Source organism: Streptomyces sp. NPDC059850 (genome assembly GCF_042731515.1).
In the GTDB taxonomy this organism is placed as follows: Bacteria; Actinomycetota; Actinomycetes; order Streptomycetales; family Streptomycetaceae; genus Streptomyces.
In genome coordinates, this window is the sequence record NZ_JBHWJI010000039.1 from 1 (window position 1) to 17,177 (window position 17,177).

Annotated in this window: 13 protein-coding genes and 1 tRNA gene; 7 read left to right on the forward strand and 7 right to left on the reverse strand. The window is 70.9% G+C overall.

Annotated features, from left to right (window positions below; all coding sequences use genetic code 11):
- Nucleotides 1–276: 276 nt before the first annotated feature.
- From ACFV9T_RS28105 to ACFV9T_RS28120, 4 genes are all read left to right on the forward strand, one after another.
- Entirely contained in the window at nt 277–636 is a 360-nt protein-coding gene (locus ACFV9T_RS28105; RefSeq protein ID WP_385445088.1) for a chorismate mutase, read from the forward strand.
- A 102-nt stretch (nt 637–738) separates the two neighbouring features.
- Entirely contained in the window at nt 739–3,285 is a 2,547-nt protein-coding gene (pepN, locus tag ACFV9T_RS28110) for an aminopeptidase N (protein ID WP_385445090.1), read from the forward strand.
- Nucleotides 3,286–3,848: 563 nt separating this feature from the next.
- On the forward strand, nt 3,849–5,240 hold the full coding sequence (locus ACFV9T_RS28115; protein WP_385445092.1) for a pyridoxal phosphate-dependent decarboxylase family protein: 1,392 nt from the start codon (nt 3,849–3,851) through the stop codon (nt 5,238–5,240).
- Nucleotides 5,237–6,700, forward strand: coding sequence for a lysine N(6)-hydroxylase/L-ornithine N(5)-oxygenase family protein (locus ACFV9T_RS28120; protein WP_385445094.1), 1,464 nt, complete (start codon nt 5,237–5,239; stop codon nt 6,698–6,700). The genes ACFV9T_RS28115 and ACFV9T_RS28120 overlap by 4 nt, the downstream gene beginning before the upstream one ends.
- Nucleotides 6,701–6,730: 30 nt before the next feature.
- Here ACFV9T_RS28120 and ACFV9T_RS28125 read toward each other — a convergent pair whose 3' ends face one another.
- Entirely contained in the window at nt 6,731–8,539 is a 1,809-nt protein-coding gene (locus ACFV9T_RS28125) for a bifunctional metallophosphatase/5'-nucleotidase (protein WP_385445095.1), read from the reverse strand.
- 172 nt (nt 8,540–8,711) lie between these two features.
- On the opposite strand from ACFV9T_RS28125, the gene ACFV9T_RS28130 reads away from it, so the two are divergent.
- Both ACFV9T_RS28130 and pyk read left to right on the forward strand, forming a co-directional pair.
- The gene (locus ACFV9T_RS28130) at nt 8,712–9,401 is read left to right on the forward strand and encodes an SIMPL domain-containing protein (RefSeq protein WP_385445211.1); all 690 of its coding nucleotides are present in this window, start codon (nt 8,712–8,714) and stop codon (nt 9,399–9,401) included.
- A gap of 158 nt (nt 9,402–9,559) precedes the next feature.
- Nucleotides 9,560–10,990, forward strand: a complete 1,431-nt coding sequence (pyk, locus tag ACFV9T_RS28135; RefSeq protein ID WP_385445097.1) for a pyruvate kinase — start codon at nt 9,560–9,562, stop codon at nt 10,988–10,990.
- A 26-nt stretch (nt 10,991–11,016) separates the two neighbouring features.
- Here the strand turns inward: pyk and ACFV9T_RS28140 are convergent, their stop codons facing one another.
- Nucleotides 11,017–11,805, reverse strand: coding sequence for a helix-turn-helix domain-containing protein (locus ACFV9T_RS28140; RefSeq protein ID WP_385445099.1), 789 nt, complete (start codon nt 11,803–11,805; stop codon nt 11,017–11,019).
- Nucleotides 11,806–11,898: 93 nt separating this feature from the next.
- Nucleotides 11,899–11,982, reverse strand: a tRNA-Leu gene (locus ACFV9T_RS28145).
- A gap of 94 nt (nt 11,983–12,076) precedes the next feature.
- Between ACFV9T_RS28145 and ACFV9T_RS28150 the strand changes: the two genes are divergently transcribed.
- Nucleotides 12,077–12,709, forward strand: a complete 633-nt coding sequence (locus tag ACFV9T_RS28150; protein ID WP_385445101.1) for an ANTAR domain-containing response regulator — start codon at nt 12,077–12,079, stop codon at nt 12,707–12,709.
- A gap of 60 nt (nt 12,710–12,769) precedes the next feature.
- Here the strand turns inward: ACFV9T_RS28150 and ACFV9T_RS28155 are convergent, their stop codons facing one another.
- Genes ACFV9T_RS28155 through ACFV9T_RS28170 form a run of 4 tightly spaced genes read right to left on the reverse strand, consistent with a single transcriptional unit; the run spans nt 12,770 to nt 17,033 of the window.
- Nucleotides 12,770–13,486 carry an ABC transporter ATP-binding protein gene (locus ACFV9T_RS28155; protein WP_385445102.1) on the reverse strand — a complete coding sequence of 239 codons (717 nt, stop codon included), beginning with the start codon at nt 13,484–13,486 and terminating at the stop codon, nt 12,770–12,772.
- On the reverse strand, nt 13,483–14,349 hold the full coding sequence (locus tag ACFV9T_RS28160) for an ABC transporter ATP-binding protein (protein WP_385445104.1): 867 nt from the start codon (nt 14,347–14,349) through the stop codon (nt 13,483–13,485). The genes ACFV9T_RS28155 and ACFV9T_RS28160 overlap by 4 nt, the downstream gene beginning before the upstream one ends.
- Nucleotides 14,346–16,088 carry a branched-chain amino acid ABC transporter permease gene (locus tag ACFV9T_RS28165; protein ID WP_385445105.1) on the reverse strand — a complete coding sequence of 581 codons (1,743 nt, stop codon included), beginning with the start codon at nt 16,086–16,088 and terminating at the stop codon, nt 14,346–14,348. Before ACFV9T_RS28165 ends, ACFV9T_RS28160 begins: the two co-directional genes overlap by 4 nt.
- A gap of 12 nt (nt 16,089–16,100) precedes the next feature.
- Entirely contained in the window at nt 16,101–17,033 is a 933-nt protein-coding gene (locus tag ACFV9T_RS28170) for a branched-chain amino acid ABC transporter permease (RefSeq protein WP_385445107.1), read from the reverse strand.
- Between the last annotated feature and the right edge of the window lie 144 nt (nt 17,034–17,177).

Sequence of the window (17,177 nt, forward strand, 5' to 3'; positions counted from 1 at the left end):
CTCCTCACGCGGGTTGCGAGCTACCGCACCAGACGCCGCTCGCTGATCCGGCCTGATCCGGAAGACACCCCCTATGACCGACCCCTGCGGGTGGTGGGGAAAATCCCGGGGTCAAAGGGAACCTCGTCTCGCGTTTACGGCTCCTCCACGGTGGAGGCGCCGCTACCGGGGGCGGCCCTCCCCGGGAGACCGCCCCGTCCCCTTCATAACCCCCCACCGGGGGCGGGGCGGTCCCGGAGCATGGGCGGATGGCCCGCTGGCATAGGGTCGGGGGCCATGACGCACAGCGACACCGACCCCGCCGACCGCCCCGGCCAGCCGAACCAGACCAGCACCGCCGACGAGGCCGAGGACGCCGTACGCGCCGAGCTGGCCCGGCTGCGCGACAGCATCGACAACATCGACGCGGCGGTCGTCCATATGCTCGCCGAGCGCTTCAAGTGCACCCAGCAGGTCGGCCACCTCAAGGCCGCCCACAAGCTCCCCCCGGCCGACCCCGCCCGCGAGTCCCGGCAGATCACCCGGCTGCGCGAACTGGCGGAAAACGCCAAACTCGACCCCGCTTTCGCCGAGAAGCTACTCAACTTCATCATCGCCGAGGTCATCCGGCACCACGAGACGATCGCGCGCTCCTGAGCCGACCCGCCGGGCGCAGGTGAGGGGCGCACCACCGGTGGTGCGCCCCTTCGTTCACCTCGCGCGGTGCCCCGCCCATGGCGCGTAGGGCAGCATGTCCCCATGTCCGTACTGACGCGCGAGGAAGCGCAGATCCGAGCCCGCCTCATCGAGGTCCACCGCTACACGGTCGACCTCGACCTGACCCGCGGCGACGCACGCTTCGGCTCCACCACGACCATCCGTTTCAGCGCCCGCGAGGCCGGGGCGGATACCTTCGTGGAGCTGAACCCCGCCGCCCTGCACCGGGCGGTGCTCGACGGACACGACCTCGCGCTCGACCCCGCCGAGATCATCGCCGAAGGACGGCTCCCGCTCACCGGCCTCGCCGAGGGCGAGCACGAGCTGCGCGTCGAGACGGACATGGCGTACTCGCGGACCGGCGAAGGCATGCACCGTTTCACCGACCCCGCCGACGGTGAGACGTACCTCTACACCATGTGCTGCATGTCCGACGCGCCCCGCGTCTTCGCGGCCTTCGACCAGCCCGACCTCAAGGCCGCCTTCGACGTCCGCGTCACCGCCCCGCCCCGGTGGACCGTCCTCGGCAACGGCATCGCCACCCGCGACGGCGACCCCGCCGACGGCCGCTGGACGCTCGCCTCCACGCAGCCCATCAGCACCTATCTGTTCGCGGTGGCCGCGGGCCCGTACCACTCCGTGCACACCGAGCACGCGGGCATCCCGTTCGGACTGCACGTCCGCCGCTCGCTCGCGCCGCACCTCGAAGCCGACGCCGACGAACTCTTCGACATCACCCGGCGGTGCTTCGACCGCTACCACGAGATCTTCGACGAGCCGTACCCCTTCGACTCCTACGACCAGGCGTTCGTCCCCGAGTTCAACTCCGGCGCCATGGAGAACCCCGGCCTCGTCACCTTCCGCGACGAGTTCGTCTACCGCTCCGCCGTCACCGACGCCGAGCGCCAGACCCGCGCCATGGTCATCGCCCACGAGATGGCGCACATGTGGTTCGGCGACCTCGTCACCATGCGGTGGTGGGACGACATCTGGCTCAACGAGTCCTTCGCCGAGTACATGGGCTTCCAGATCCTCACCGAAGCCACCCGCTACACCGACACCTGGGCCGACTTCGGCGTCCGCCGCAAGACCTGGGGCTACGACGCCGACCAGCGCCCCTCCACCCACCCCGTCGCCCCCGCGCCCGAACTCGTCCCCGACACCGCCGCCGCCCGCCTCAACTTCGACGGCATCTCCTACGCCAAGGGCGCCTCCGCGCTGCGCCAGCTCGTCACCTGGCTGGGCGAGAAGGACTTCCTCAGCGGCATCAACGAGCACTTCACCCGGCACCGCTTCGGCAACGCCACCCTCGCCGACTTCCTCGACTCCCTCGCCCGCTCCACCGACCGCGACGTCCACGCCTGGGCCGACGCCTGGCTGCGCACCACCGGAGTCGACACCCTCACCCCCGCCATCACCACCGACGGCGACCGGTGGAGCGCCGAGATCCGCCACGACGGCGGCCACGACGGCCGGAACCCGGCCCCCCGGCGCCCGCACCGCATCGCTGTCGGCCTCTACGACCACGCACCGGCCGCCCCGCACCACCTCGTGCTGCGCGACCGCGTCGAAGCCGAGCTGAGCGGCGCCGAACCCGCCCTCACCCTCTCCTTCACCGGCCCCCGCCCCGCCCTGCTCCTCCTCAACGACGGCGACCTGACCTATGCCAAGGTCCGGCTGGACCCCGCCTCCTGGAGCGCCGCCGTACGCGCCCTCTCCGGCCTCCCCGACGCCGTCAGCCGCGCCACCGTCTGGAACGCCGCCCGCGACATGGTGCGCGACGGCGAACTCCCCGGCACCGACTACCTCGACGCCGCCCGCACCCACCTCCCGCACGAGACCGACATAGCGATCGTCCAGGGCGTCCTCGCCTTCGCCCGCACCCAGATCGCCGACCGCTACCTTCCGGCGGAGCAGCGCCCCGCCGCCCTCAACACCATCGCCGCCACCTGCCGCGACCTGCTGCGCCGCACGGAGGACGGCTCCGGTCCCGGGCTGCGGCTCTCCGCCGTACGCACGTACATCGCCAGCGCCACCGCCCCCGCCGAGCTGACCGACTGGCTGGAGGGCGACACCGTCCCCGGCGGCCCCGCCCTCGATCCCGAACTGCGCTGGCAGATCCTCGGCCGACTCGCCGTCCTCGGCGCCGTGGGCCCCGCCGACATCGACGCCGAACTCGCCCGCGACTCCAGCGCCACCGGCCAGGAGGGCGCCGCCCGCTGCCGCGCCGCGCTGCCCGACCCGGACGCCAAACGGGCCGCCTGGGACGCGGTGTTCGGCGAGACCGCCCTGTCCACGTACCTCGTCACCGCGACCGCCACCGGCTTCTGGCAGCCCGAGCACCACGACCTGCTCGCCGACTACGTCCCGCGCTTCTTCACCGACGCCACCGCCACCGCCGCCCGCCGAGGCCCCGCCATCGCCGGAGCCATCGTCCGCTACGGCTTCCCGACGACGGTGGACGCGACGACCCTGCGCCTGGGCGAGGACTGCCTCACCACCCCCGACCTCCTCCCCGCCCTGCGCCGCCCCCTGGAAGACCAACTGGACGACCTCCGCCGCGCCCTGCGAGTACGTCCCACGCCCTAACGTCCGACCTCGGCGAGGTGCGGGCCGCAGCGCCGCCCGCCCGCACCGCGTTGTCGGCCGCACGCCGTGCAAGCCAGGCGTATGGCCACCGGGGCGCCCCCCCACGTGCTCCGCGCAGACGTGCAAGGTGCCTGGCCCCCCAGCGGCCCCGCTGACTGCCCGGCGGGCTGGGGCGGGCGTATGTCGGCCGGGGTGCGCTCCCCGCGAGCTGGGGTCGCGCGTGCTCCGCGCTGACCTGCTAGGCGCCGGGCATCAGCGGGCCCGTACGACTGCCCGGTGGGCTGCGGCAGGCGTACGGCGCCGGGGGCGTACCCGTTCCGTAGCGACCTGCCGGGTGCCCGGAACCAGTCGGTCCCCGTCGACTGTCCGGCAGGCGCGTGGCCACTCGGGGCGGTGGGCTGTCAACGGGCGCATGGGCACCGGTAGATCAACCCGCACACATGCACCCGTACCACGTACGGGTGCACTTCGGGGCATCGCCGGTCCAACCGCTTGCGGGCGAAGTAGCTTGGGGCAGCTCTGAGATCCGCCCGACGCCACCACACTTCCTAGAGGCACCGCCCATGCCCGCTTCCGGCACTGCCCGCCTCCTCGCCGGGGGGAGCGAGGGGCCAGGCGCGCTTCGCCCGATGCTCGACACCGTCCTCGACGCCCTCGCCCACGGCGCCGCCGACCGCGGTGGGCCGCTGCCCGCCGGAGGGCCCGGCGCCGTGGCGCGGCAGACGCGGGCCGCGGTCGTACCGGCCATCCCCGACCATGGGGACGGCGCGCACGGTGCGCTGCGCGCCCTCGTCACCGCGCTCACCGCCGGGGCCGCCGACCCGGCCGACCCGCACTGCGCCGCCCATCTGCACTGCCCGCCGCTGGCCGTCGCGGCCGCCGCCGACCTCGCCGTCTCCGCGCTCAACCCGTCCCTGGACTCCTGGGACCAGGCCCCCGCCGCCGCCGAGCTGGAGGCGCTGACCTGCCGGGCGCTCGCCGAGCTGGCGTACCCGTACGGTCCCGATCCCGACGCCCTCGTCACCACCGGGGGTACGGAGTCCAACCAACTCGCCCTGCTGCTGGCGAGGGAAGCGGCGCACGGCGCGCCCCTCCGCGTCGTCTGCGGCGCCAACGCCCACCACAGCGTCCACCGCTCCGCCTGGCTGCTCGGCCTGGACCCGCCCCACACCCTGCCCACCCCCACCGGCGTGCTCGACCCGGCCCGGGTCCACGACGCCCTCACCGCGCACCCCACCCGCCCCACCCTGCTCGTCGCCACCGCGGGCACCACCGACACCGGCGCCATCGACCCGCTCCCGCAGCTCGCCGACCTCTGCGACGGCCACGGCGCGACGCTCCACATCGACGCCGCCTACGGCGGACCGCTGCTGTTCAGCGACACCCTGAACAAGCGGCTCGACGGGCTCGACCGCGCCCACACCGTCGCCCTCGACCTGCACAAACTCGGCTGGCAACCGGCCGCCGCAGGCCTGATCGCCGTACCCGACACCACCGCCCTGGCCCCCCTCGGCCACCGCGCCGACTACCTCAACGCCCACGACGACACCGACGCCGGGCTCCCCGACCTGCTCGGCCGCTCCCTCCGCACCACCCGCCGCCCCGACATCCTCAAGATCGCCGTCACCCTGCGCGCCCTCGGCCGCCACGGCCTCGGCGACCTCGTCGACCAGGTCTGCGCCCACGCCGCCGCGCTCGCCGACCTCATCCGGGCCCGCCCCGCCCTGGAGCTGTACGCCCGCCCCACCCTCTCGACCGTCCTCTTCCGCCCCACGGGAGCCGGACCCGCCGCCGTCGCCGCGCTGCGCCGCCGCCTCCTGCACCACGGCACCGCCGTCCTCGGCCGCGCGGCCACCCCCGAGGGGCTGTGGCTCAAGGCCACCCTCCTCAACCCGCACATCCAGCCCGGCGATCTGCGCCGGCTGCTCGACCTCGTGGAAGGCAACACGCCATGAGCACCGCACAACCCCCCACGCAACCGTCCGCCCCCGAAGCCGACCCCACCACCACCCCGCACGAGCCCCTGGACCTCGCGGGCATCGGCATCGGCCCGTTCAACCTCTCCCTCGCCGCCCTCGCCCACGGCGTCCCCGGACTGCGCACCGCCTTCTACGAACAGCGGCCCGCCTTCCACTGGCACCCCGGCCTGCTCATCGACGGCGCCACCGTCCAGGTCCCGTTCCTCGCCGACCTCGTCACCCTCGCCGACCCCGCCAGCCCCTGGAGCTTCCTCAGCTACCTCAAGGCCCGCGAACGGCTCTTCCCCTTCTACGTCGCCGAGCGCTTCCACATCGAGCGCACCGAATACGACGCCTACTGCCGCTGGGTCAGCGAACAGCTCCCCGGCCTCCACTTCGGCCACCGGATCGACGCCGTCCGCTGGGACCACGACCACGAGCTGTTCGAAATCGACTTCAGCAGGCTCGGCCCCGACGGCGAGGCCGTCGCCCCCGGCCGCGCCCACGCCCGCCACCTCGTCCTCGGCGTCGGCACCGAACCCCACGTCCCGGAAACCCTGCGCCCCCTCGCCGACGCCCCCAACGTCCCCGTCCTCCACTCCGCCGACTACCTGGAACACCGCGAACGGCTGCTGCACACCGGCCACATCACCGTCGTCGGCTCCGGCCAGTCCGGCGCCGAGGTCTTCCTCGACCTGCTGCGCAACCGGCCGCTCGGCGCCGAGGGGCTGCACTGGCTCGCCCGTACGCCGTCCTTCGCGCCCATGGAGTACAGCAAGCTCGGCCTGGAGCAGTTCAGCCCCGACTACACCCGCTACTTCCACGCCCTCCCCGAGGCCGTCCGCGACCAGCTCCTCCCCGGACAGTGGCAGCTCTACAAGGGCATCGCGCACGAGACCATCACCGCCATCCACCACGAGCTGTACCGCCGCGCCCAGCACGGCGGCGGCTGGCCGGGCGCCGTCCTCACCCCCGGCGTCACCGTCCGCACGGCGGGCCGCATCGCCGCCGCCCGGCTCGAACTCCACCTGGAACACGTCCACCAGGGCACCCGCACCCGCCACACCACCGAGGCCGTCGTCCTCGCCACCGGCTACCGCGAGCGCCGCGTCGACACCCTGCTCGCCGCCCTCGACCCGTACATCCGGCGAGACTCCTCCGAACGGCCCCGCGTGGACGACCGGCACCGGCTCGTCCTCGACCCCCTCATCACGGGATCCGTGCACGTCCAGAACGCCGAGCGGCACACCCACGGCGTCGGCACCCCCGACCTCGGGCTGGCCGCCTGGCGCTCCGCCGTCATCCTCAACTCGCTCAGCGCCGAACCGGTCTACCCGCTGCCGTCCCGCACCGCCTTCACCACTTTCGGGCTCCAGCCGACCGGGCCGGGTGCCCAGGTCAGCGGGCGGATGCACCTTCCCGATCAGCGCACCGCCCGCGCCCATGCCCGGACGTGACGACCCGGCCCGCGCTCGACAAGACCCGTCCTAGAACACCGGCGTGCCGTCGCGCGTCAGCTTCCAGTCCATCGACGCGAACCCGGCCCCGTCGATCGTCCCCTTCGCCTTCACCCACCCGATGATCGTGTTGCGGATCTCCTCCGAGTTGGCCCACACCTGCTGGGCGGCGGCCACATGCGGGAAGTTGCCCCCGCCGCTCGCCCGGTAGTTGTTCACCGCCAGCACGAACCGCGCCGAGTCCTCGACCGGCTTGCCGTCGAAGCGCAGCGCGGCGATCCGCGAACCCACCGGCTTCGCGATGTCGATCTCGTACGTCAGACCGCTCACCGCGTCGTAGTTGTAGTCGGGGGTGTCACCTGCGTTCGTCAGCTTCGACGGGTCGACGTCTCCGCCCGCCGGGGTCTGCACGTAATACCGCGCCGAGAACTCCAGATAGGCCTTGATCTGGGCGCCCGTCAGCACCCGTGCCTCCAGCGTGTTCTCGAACGGATACAACCCCGCCACCTGCCGGATCGTGACGTCACCGGCCGGGATGCGCGCCGTGCGCGAGAAGCACGACGCCTGCGAGAGCACCGGCAGCGCCGCGTGCTCCGTGCCCGCCAGCGCCGCCTTCACGGTCTCCGTCTGCACGTGGTTGATGAAGTCGATGATCGGCGCGTCCTGGTACGGCGCCTCCGTGGCCGCCATCGCCGCCGTCGACGTGCCGATGACCTGGTTGACGTACCCGACGACCTTCCGGTGCTCATCGCCGAGCAGCTTCACGATCCGCGGATCCTCCGCCACCGAGGCCGAGTTCAGCACCTTCGCCGCCACCGACTCCACCTGCCAGCGGCCCCGCGCCCACTCCAGACCGATGTCGAAGAGCGTCAGCCGCTGACCCCACTTGAGCGGTTCCGACAGCACGACCTCGCGACCCGTCTCCTTGTTCACCACCCGGCGCTCGGCCATCTCCACATGCGCGTGGCCGACCAGGATCGCGTCGATGCCCGCCACCCGCTCGGCCACCAGCGCCGCCGCGTTCTCCACGTACGGCAGCTGATCGCCGTAGCTGGACGTCCCGCTGCTGCCCGAATGCGCCGAGACGAGCACCACGTCCGCACCCATCGAACGCAGCCGGGGCACCCACTTCGCCGCCTGCTCCTCCAGACCCGGGAACGTCATCTTCCCCTGCACATGGGCCTTGTCCCAGATCGCGATCCCCGGGTTCGTCAGCCCCAGCACCGCCACCTTCACCCCGCGCCCGCAGGGCGTACGCAGCCGGGTCATCCAGTAGGGCGGGAAGGCGGGCCGCAGCGACGTCGCGTCCAGCGCGTTCGCGCCCAGCAGCGGAAAGTCGCACTGCTCCTCGAACTTCCGCAGCACCGGAATGCCGTAGTTGAACTCATGGTTGCCGAGCGCCGCCGCGTCGTAGCCGATGAGGTTCATCGCCTGCGCCATCGGATGCACCGGGCCGTTCGCTCCGGTGATCGGGTCGACCTTGGCGTAGTAGTACGACAGCTGGGTGCCCTGGATGGTGTCGCCCGCGTCGATCAGCAGCGTATTGCGCCGCCCCTTCTCCTTGCGGACCTGCTCGACCAGGGTCGAGATCTTCGCGAGGCCGACGTCGTTGTGCGCCGCGTCGTCGAACTCGGCGTCCGTGAAGTAGTCCCAGTTGAAGACGTTGCCGTGCAGATCGGTGGTGCCCATGACGGTGAACTCGTACCGCTCACGGCTGTGTCCGTGCCCGTGGCCCCGCGCCTCCGCCTGCGCCGGAGCGGCGGCCGCGGCCGAGGCGAGCGCGGCCCCCGCGCTGGTGGCCGCGGTGCGACCCAGAAACGTCCGACGGTTGAGCGGCATGGCTGAACTCCCCTGGGATACCTGCGAAATGAGCACAACGCGCGTAGATTCTGGCGCAGCCGCACCCGCCCGCAACACCCCCGACAGGTTGCGATCAGGGCACGCCGAGCGCCCGGCACAGGGCAGGATCAAGCCACGTCCGCGAGCCCCGAACAGGAGCCCCCAGATGGATATGGACCGGCACGTCCCGTACGGCACCCCCAACACCCCGCGCGTCGCCGTGCTCGGCGAGGCGACGCTGGAGGTCGATCCCGAGATCGCCCGCCTCTCCGTCACCGTCAGCGCGCGCGGCGCCGACCGGCGGGCCGCGCTGGACGACCTCACCCGCCGCAACCAGCGGGCGCTGGACCTGGTGAAGTCCTACGGCGAGGCGGTCGAGAAGCCGGAGACCGGCGCCTTCGCGATCACCCCCGAGCTGGCCAGGGGCCGCGAGGAGCGGGTGCGGGCCTACCACGGACGGGTGCACCTCGCCGTGACCGTCACCGACTTCACCGCCCTCGGCGAACTCACCACCCGGCTGGCCGACCTCGAACTGACCCGGGTCGACGGCCCCTGGTGGGGGCTGCGCCCCGGCTCACCCGTCCACGGCCAGGCCCGGCAGCAGGCGGTCCGGGAGGCCGTGCGGCGCGCCCGCAGTTACGCGGACGCGCTCGGCGCCCGGCTCGTCGCCCTGGTCGAGCTGGCCGACCTGGCGGCCGAGGGGGAGACGGGCCCGCCGATGCCGGTGGCCGTGGCGGCCCCCCGTAGCCGCTCCGCCCGCTCCGGCCCCGGGGAGGCGGCCGCGCTCGACCTGGAACCCGAACGCCAGACCGTATACGCGCACGTCACGGCGCGCTTTACGATGACCCGCCCGGAGCTGTGACCGGAGCCGTGAAACGACCCGGTGTAACGGCCCCGAATCGCTCATCGGAGCACCCCTATGCACGTTTCATTAGTTGTCGATTACCTGCCATGCAAAGGCCATGGGGGAGTGGCCGCTTTCCGGTTCTTTACCCGCGAGTAAGTCATAGGCTCGGCAGCATGCGCCGAGCAAAAATCGTCTGTACTTTGGGACCCGCGACCGACTCGTACGAGCAGATCAAGGCGCTCGTCGAAGCCGGAATGGACGTGGCCCGCTTCAACCTCAGCCACGGCACGTACGCCGAGCACGAGGAGCGTTATCGGCGAGTCCGCAAGGCCTCGCTGGAAACCGGTCGCAGCGTCGGCATCCTCGCCGACCTTCAAGGTCCGAAGATCCGGCTCGGTCGCTTCCGTGAGGGACCCGTACTCCTTGAACGCGGGGACGAGTTCACCATCACCGTCGAGCCCATCGAAGGCGACCGCTTCCGCTGCGGCACCACGTACGAGGGGCTGGCCTCCGACGTCAACAAGGGCGAGCGCATCCTCGTCGACGACGGCCGCGTCACCCTGGAGGTCGTCGACGTCGACGGGCCGCGCGTCCACACGATCGTCATCGAAGGCGGGATGATCTCCGACCACAAGGGCCTCAACCTGCCCGGCGTGGCCGTCTCCGTCCCCGCCCTCTCCCGGAAGGACATCGAGGACCTGCGCTGGGCGCTGCGCACCGGGGCCGACGTCATCGCCCTGTCCTTCGTCCGCAACGGGGACGACGTCGTGGACGTGCACCGGGTGATGCAGGAGGAGGACTGCAGGCTCCCCGTCATCGCCAAGATCGAGAAGCCGCAGGCGGTCGAGAACCTGGAGAAGATCGTCGACGCCTTCGACGGCATCATGGTCGCCCGCGGCGACCTCGGCGTCGAAATGCCGCTGGAGCAGGTGCCGATCGTTCAGAAGCGCGCGATCAAGCTGGCGAAGCGGAACGCGAAGCCGGTGATCGTCGCGACGCAGATGCTCGACTCGATGATCGACAACTCCCGCCCCACGCGGGCGGAGGCCTCCGACGTCGCCAACGCCGTCATCGACGGCACGGACGCGGTGATGCTCTCCGGTGAGACCAGCGTCGGCAAGTACCCGATCGCCACGGTCCGGACTATGGGCCGCATCGTCATGGCGGCCGAGGAAGACATCCTCGCCAAGGGGCTCCCGCCGCTCACCGAGCGCAGCAAGCCCCGCACCCAGGGCGGCGCGGTCGCCCGCGCGGCCGCCGAGATGGGGGACTTCCTCGGCGCCAAGTTCCTGGTGGCCTTCACCCAGTCCGGCGACACCGTCCGCCGCCTCTCCCGCTACCGCTCCCCGATCCCCCTGCTGGCCTTCACCCCGGACCCGGGCACCCGCTCCCAGCTCAACCTGACCTGGGGCGTCGAGACCTTCCTCGGCCCGACCGTCGACTCCACGGACGAGATGGTCCGCCAGGTCGACGAGGAACTGCTGCGGCTGGGCCGCTGCCAGCGGGGCGACCTCGTCGTCATCACGGCAGGCTCCCCGCCCGGAGTCTCCGGCTCCACCAACCTGGTCCGCGTCCACCACATCGGCGCCGACGACCTCCGCTAGCCGCCTCTTGGGCCGAAGTGCTGTGGTCAGTACTTCGGCCCGACGTGCGCGTCCATGAGCGCGACGGAGCCCCGGCGGGCGACGGAGATATTGAACGGATCGCTCCCGCGCGCCAGCGTCGTCCACTCGACGCCGACCGCTGTGAGGGTGTCGGAGCAGAGCCTGCGGACGTCGTCGGATTTGTTGGTGAAGAAGTACCGGGGGTATTCGTACCGCTTGCGTTCCCCGGCGACCATTCGCGTGGTCCAGTTGGTGATCCGGCAGCCGTCGGAATGGAACAACCCGCGGATGAACTCCCAGGGGTACTCGTCGACGATCTGCTGTTGCCAGGGTTCGAGGGCGATGAGGCGGTCGTGCTTCTTTCCGGGGCCGTGCTGAGGGAACATGCACCACAAATGCAGGGAGTAGACCTTTACATTGCGGCAGCCCGTCCTGCGGACCCGGCAGACTGAGTTGTCCGGGAAGACCGCGCGCATCGCTTGCTCGCATTCGTCCATCAGCCCGGGCCAGGCTTCGTCACAGGCGATCATGAGGCTCGGAACTCGATGCTGGGAGTACTGGATGATGTGCCCGTCGCCGAGGTACAGGGCGAGCAGGTACGCGTAGGCCGCGCGGTGGAGTCCCGGACCTTCGCAACGTGGGCACGGAGGGGTGGATCTCCCGGGAAGGGTGCCCTGCTTCGCGCGATCAAGATGGAGCCAGTAGCCCACCGTGCCCACGGGGATGCCGAGCCTTCGGGACACCTCCGCGTTTCTGACGCCGGATCGGAGCAGGGCGATTGCCTTCTGTCGCACATCAGTGCCATGCGTATGCATGGACTAACTCTGTGTGACGACGTGCGACTCATGTCGCTGAACTGCGAAGATTCACGAGAACGTGAGAGTCCACTTCGTCATGGGACTCAAGAGTGCCGGGTGCGGGACTTGAACCCGCACGCCCTTTCGGGCAATCGCTTTTGAGGCGATCATGTCTGCCGCTTCCATCAACCCGGCTGGTGACCCCGACAGGAGCATACCGTGTGTCCCAGCGCTGTGTGGAGCTAGGTAGGCTCGGGGGTGCCCCACCTTCAGGAAACCGAGGAGCACAGTGAGCACCGCTGACGCCCCCGACGCGCAGTCGCACGTCCCGCCGCATACGACCCGCGTCGTCATCGCCGAGGACGAGGCCCTTATCCGCCTCGACCTGAAGGAGATGCTCGAAGAGGAGGGGTACTCCGTCGTCGGCGAGGCGGGGGACGGTGAGACGGCCGTCGCGCTCGCTCGGGAGCACCGGCCCGATCTCGTCATCCTCGACGTGAAGATGCCGATCCTGGACGGGATTTCCGCCGCCGAGCGCATCGCGGCCGACCGCATCGCGCCCGTCCTCATGCTGACCGCGTTCTCGCAGCGCGAACTGGTCGACCGGGCCCGGGACGCCGGGGCGATGGCGTATCTTGTGAAGCCGTTCAGCAAGAGCGACGTGGTGCCCGCCATCGAGATGGCCGTCTCCCGCTTCACCGAGCTGAAGACGCTGGAGCAGGAGGTCGCCGACCTCTCCCTGCGGCTGGAGACCCGCAAGCTGGTGGACCGGGCCAAGAGCGTTCTGCAGACGGAGTACGGACTGACCGAACCGGCCGCGTTCCGCTGGATCCAGAAGACCTCCATGGACCGGCGGCTGTCGATGCAGCAGGTGGCCGAGGCGGTCATCGCGGACGCGGCCGAGAAGAAGGGCAAGGAGTAGGGAGTGAGGAGGGGAGGCCGCCCGGGGCACGGGCGGCCTCCCCTCCTCGCGTCAGCACCCTCAGTCCTCGCCGAGGTACGCCTTCCGCACGGACTCGTCGTGCAGCAGTGCCTCCCCCGTCCCGGACAGCACGATCTTGCCGATCTCCATCACATGGCCGTGATCGGCCAGCGACAGCGCCGCCTGGGCGTTCTGCTCGACCAGCAGGATCGTGGTGCCCTGCGCCTTCAGCTCGGCGATGGTCTGCATGATCTTCTGCATCATGATCGGCGAGAGCCCCATCGAGGGTTCGTCCAGCATCAGCAGCTTGGGGCGGCACATCAGGGCGCGGCCCATGGCGAGCATCTGCTGTTCGCCGCCGGAGAGGGTCCCGGCCGCCTGGGTGCGGCGTTCGCCGAGGATGGGGAAGAGGTCGTACACCTTCCGTACGTCCGCGGCGATTCCGTCGGCGTCCTTCCGGAGAAACGCCCCGAGCTGGAGGTTCTCGGCGATCGTCAGCCGGGGGAAGATATGCCGCCCCTCGGGGGAGTGCGCCAGCCCCAGGGCGACGATCTTGTGCGCGGGGACGCCGCTCAGCGGCTTTCCGTCGAAGCGGATGGTGCCGCCGAGCGGGGCGAGCAGGCCGGAGAGGGTGCGCAGGGTGGTCGTCTTGCCCGCGCCGTTGGTGCCGATGAGGGTGACGACCTGGCCTGCCTCGACGCTGAACGAGATGCCCTTGACGGCCTCGATCTTGCCGTAGGCGACCCGGAGGTCCTCGACCTCGAGCAGTGCGGTCACTGTCCGTCCTCCTCTGTACGTGCCTCGGCCGCCTCGACCGCCGCGGCCTCTTCCGCTCCGGGCGCGCCCTCGAAGGGGGTGCCGAGGTAGGCGGCGATGACGCGTTCGTCGCTCTGGACGACCTCGGAGCTGCCCTCGACCAGCTTCTCGCCCTGGACGAGCACGGCGACCCGGTCGCACAGGTTGAAGATGAAGCGCATGTCGTGCTCGATGACGAGGACGGCGGTACCCGTGTCGCGGATGGCGAAGACGAGTTCCTCGGTGGCCCGGGTCTCCTGGGGGTTCATACCCGCGGTCGGCTCGTCGAGGAGCAGCAGTCCGGGGTCGCTGGCCAGGGCGCGGGCGATCTCCAGCTTGCGCTGCTCGCCGTAGGGGAGGTTGCGGGAGAGGTGGTCGGCCTTGGCGGCGAGGCCGGTGAACTCCAGGAGTTCCATGGCCCGTTGCTTGGAGGCGGCTTCGGCGCGTTTGAAGCCGGGGCCGCGCAGGAGGGCCGACCAGAGTCCTTCCTTGGTGCGGGTGTGCCGTCCGACGAGGACGTTTTCCAGGACGGTCATGTTGGCGAAGAGGCGGATGTTCTGGAAGGTGCGGGCGACTCCGGCCTGGGTGACCAGATGGGGTTTCGGCGGCAGGACGGTGCCCCGGTAGGAGACGCGTCCCTCGGTGGGGACGTAGAGGCCGGTGAGGCAGTTGAAGAAGGTGGTCTTGCCCGCGCCGTTGGGGCCGATGAGGCCGACGATCTCGCCGGGGTGGACGTCGAGGTCGACGGAGCGTACGGCGGTGAGTCCGCCGAAGCGCATCGTGACGCCGGTGGCGGTGAGTACGGGGGCGGCCTTCGCCACTGTGGTCGTGGTCATGTCTGTCATGCCTCCGCCTTGGTGACGCCGACGGCGCTGCCGCTCAGGGCGGCCTGGTCGGGCACGTCGAGCTGTCCCGTCTCGTGGTATTCGAGCTGCTGCCGCCGGTTGGGGATGATCCCTTCGGGGCGGAAGCGCATCAGCAGGATGAGCGCGATGCCGAAGGCGAGGAGCTGGTAGTCCTGGAGGAATTCCAGCTTCTCGGGGATGAGGAAGAGCAGGGCCGCGCCGAGCAGGGGGCCGCCGATGGTGCCCATGCCGCCGAGGATGACGGCGGCGAGCAGGAAGGTGGAGTTGGGCGGGACGGGCCCGGCGAACACGTACTGCTCGGGGACGACGGTGGTCTGGACGTGGGCCCAGATGGTGCCCGCGACTCCGGCGAGGGTGGCGCCGAGGGCGAAGGCGATGAGCTTGACGCGGAAGCCGTTGATGCCCATGGCGGTGGCGGCGGTCTCGTCTTCGCGGATGGCGACCCAGGCGCGGCCGATGCGGGAGTTCCCGGCCCGGCTGAAGATGAGGACGACCACGACGGTGACGAGCAGCATCAGCAGGTAGTAGTTGCTGTTGGAGTCGAGGGTGAACCCGGCGAAGCTGTGCTCGTCGTCGAAGTTGAAGCCGAAGATCTCCAGCGGCGGGATGTTGGGGACGCCGTTGGGGCCGTTGGTGACGGAGGGCCCTGAGGTGCCGTCGAGGTTGCTGACGGCGATGCGGAAGATCTCGCCGAAGCCGAGGGTCACGATGGCGAGGTAGTCGCCGCGCAGCCGCAGGGTGGGGGCGCCGATGACGACGCCGAAGACGAGCGAGGCCAGGGCGCCGGTGAGCATGGCGGCCCAGAACGGGAACTGGACGTCGATGGTGGAGGCGGCGGTTCCGGAGACCAGGGCGGCGGTGTAGGCGCCGACGCCGAGGAAGGCGACGTAGCCGAGGTCGAGGAGTCCGGCGAGGCCGACGACGATGTTCAGGCCGAGGGCGACGGTCGCGAAGATGGCGATGTTGACGCCGAGTTCGGTGTAACTGGCCTTGTCCTGGGTGAAGGGGAAGACCATGGCGGTCACCAGGGCCGCGACCAGGGTGAGGGAGCGGTAGGTGCTGGTGAGGCCGCTGAGCCGGGTGATGAGTCCGGCCTTGAGGAGCGCGGCGGCGGCGAAGCCGAGGGCGATGAGGTAGCCGATGAAGGGCTCGGGGTGGTCCTCGTCGGTCTGGATGCCGTAGTTGACGACGTAGAGGCCGAGGGTGAAGACGGCCGCGATGATGAGGATGTCGGCCCAGGAGGGGAGTTGCTTCGGGCGGCAGATGGGCCGGGTGTCGTCGGGGAGCAGGAGCGTGGTGGCGACGGGTACGGCGGTGGCGACGGCGGCGACCCAGCCGCCCGGTTCCAGGTTGACCAGGCCGCCTTGGTCGACGGCGATGGCGAGGACGGTGAACCAGGTGGTGGCGAAGGCGCCGAGGGCCAGCAGCCGCAGGGCCTGGGTGGAACCGGCGGGGGTGAGCCAGCGCAGTCCGCGCACGTCCAGGGCGGCGAGGGCGAACGCCAGGATGGCCAGGCCCAGGGCGAGGGTGAGGACCTGGAGTCCGCCGGGGTAGCCGTAGACGGTGAGGTCGCCGGGGAAGTCGGAGGTCCAGGTCCAGGCGAGGAAGGTGGAGGCCACGGTGGCCAGGCCGCCGGCCGCGGTGAGCGCCCGGAGCAGGGTGGTGCGTGCGGCCGGGGCCGTGTCGGAGGCGGCCGGCTTGGCTGTGTCGGTGGTCATCGTCTCGCTCCCTTACGCCCGGTCCGCTACGCGTTCGCCGAGCAGCCCCTGGGGCCTGACCAGCAGGACGACGATGAGCAGGGTGAAGGCCCAGACGTCTTTCCAGGCTCCGCCGCCGAGTTGGTCCATCCCGGGGATGTCCTGGATGTATTTGATGGCCAGGGCCTCGGCGATGCCGAGGACGACGCCGCCGAGCATGGCGCCGTAGATGTTGCCGATGCCGCCGAGGACGGCGGCGGTGAAGGCCTTGAGTCCGGCGATGAAGCCCATCTCGAAGTTGATCTGGCCGTATTTGAGGCCGTGGGAGAGGGCGGCGACGGCGGCGAAGGCGCCGCCGATGGCGAAGGCCATCACGATGATGCGGTCGGTGTTGATGCCCATCAGCTTGGCGGTGTCGGGGTCCTGCGCGGTGGCCTGCATGGCGCGTCCGGCCCGGCTCTTGGAGACGAACAGCCCCAGGGCGAGCATGCACAGCGGTGCGGCTATCAGCAGGAAGGCGTCGCCGCGCTGGATGTGCAGGTTGCTCGTGACCTCGAATGAGCTGCCCTCGAACTGGGGGAAGCTGCGGGCCTTCTTGGCGTCGGGGTAGAACGCCCAGATGGCCTGCTGGAGTGCGATGGACAGGCCGATCGCGGTGATCAGGGGCGCCAGTCGGGGGCCCCCGCGCAGGGGCCGGTAGGCGAAGCGTTCGGCGGCCGTGGCGATGGCGACCGCGGCGAGGATGCCGCCGATGAGCATGAGCGGCAGGGCCAGTGCGAGGGCGGTGCCACTCGGCAGCCAGAGATAGACGGTGAGGGCGCCGAAGCCCCCGATCATGAAGATCTCGCCGTGGGCGAAGTTGATGAGCTGGACGATGCCGTAGACCATGGTGTACCCGATGGCGATCAAGCCGTAGAGAGCGCCGAGGGTCAGGCCGTTGACCAGCGTTTGCGGCAGTTCGTGCACCGCAGGGCCTCCGATGAGCGTGTCGGATATGACGCCGCGGGGGGGGGGGGGGGGGGGGCCCCGGGGGGGGTGGTTGTGGTGGTGTGGGGGGGGGTGTGGGCCGGTCTGTGGGTCGGGGTTGAAGTTTAGCTTGGTACGCTGAGA

Excerpts from the sequence above, each read along its gene's own strand:
- pyk (WP_385445097.1), top strand. The coding sequence starts at position 9,560 with ATGCGCCGAGCAAAAATCGTCTGTACTTTGGGACCCGCGACCGACTCG.
- ACFV9T_RS28120 (WP_385445094.1), top strand. The coding sequence starts at position 5,237 with ATGAGCACCGCACAACCCCCCACGCAACCGTCCGCCCCCGAAGCCGAC.
- ACFV9T_RS28125 (WP_385445095.1), bottom strand. The coding sequence starts at position 8,539 with ATGCCGCTCAACCGTCGGACGTTTCTGGGTCGCACCGCGGCCACCAGC.
- pepN (WP_385445090.1), top strand. The coding sequence starts at position 739 with ATGTCCGTACTGACGCGCGAGGAAGCGCAGATCCGAGCCCGCCTCATC.
- ACFV9T_RS28165 (WP_385445105.1), bottom strand. The coding sequence starts at position 16,088 with ATGACCACCGACACAGCCAAGCCGGCCGCCTCCGACACGGCCCCGGCC.
- ACFV9T_RS28115 (WP_385445092.1), top strand. The coding sequence starts at position 3,849 with ATGCCCGCTTCCGGCACTGCCCGCCTCCTCGCCGGGGGGAGCGAGGGG.
- ACFV9T_RS28130 (WP_385445211.1), top strand. The coding sequence starts at position 8,712 with ATGGACCGGCACGTCCCGTACGGCACCCCCAACACCCCGCGCGTCGCC.
- ACFV9T_RS28105 (WP_385445088.1), top strand. The coding sequence starts at position 277 with ATGACGCACAGCGACACCGACCCCGCCGACCGCCCCGGCCAGCCGAAC.
- ACFV9T_RS28140 (WP_385445099.1), bottom strand. The coding sequence starts at position 11,805 with ATGCATACGCATGGCACTGATGTGCGACAGAAGGCAATCGCCCTGCTC.
- ACFV9T_RS28160 (WP_385445104.1), bottom strand. The coding sequence starts at position 14,349 with ATGACAGACATGACCACGACCACAGTGGCGAAGGCCGCCCCCGTACTC.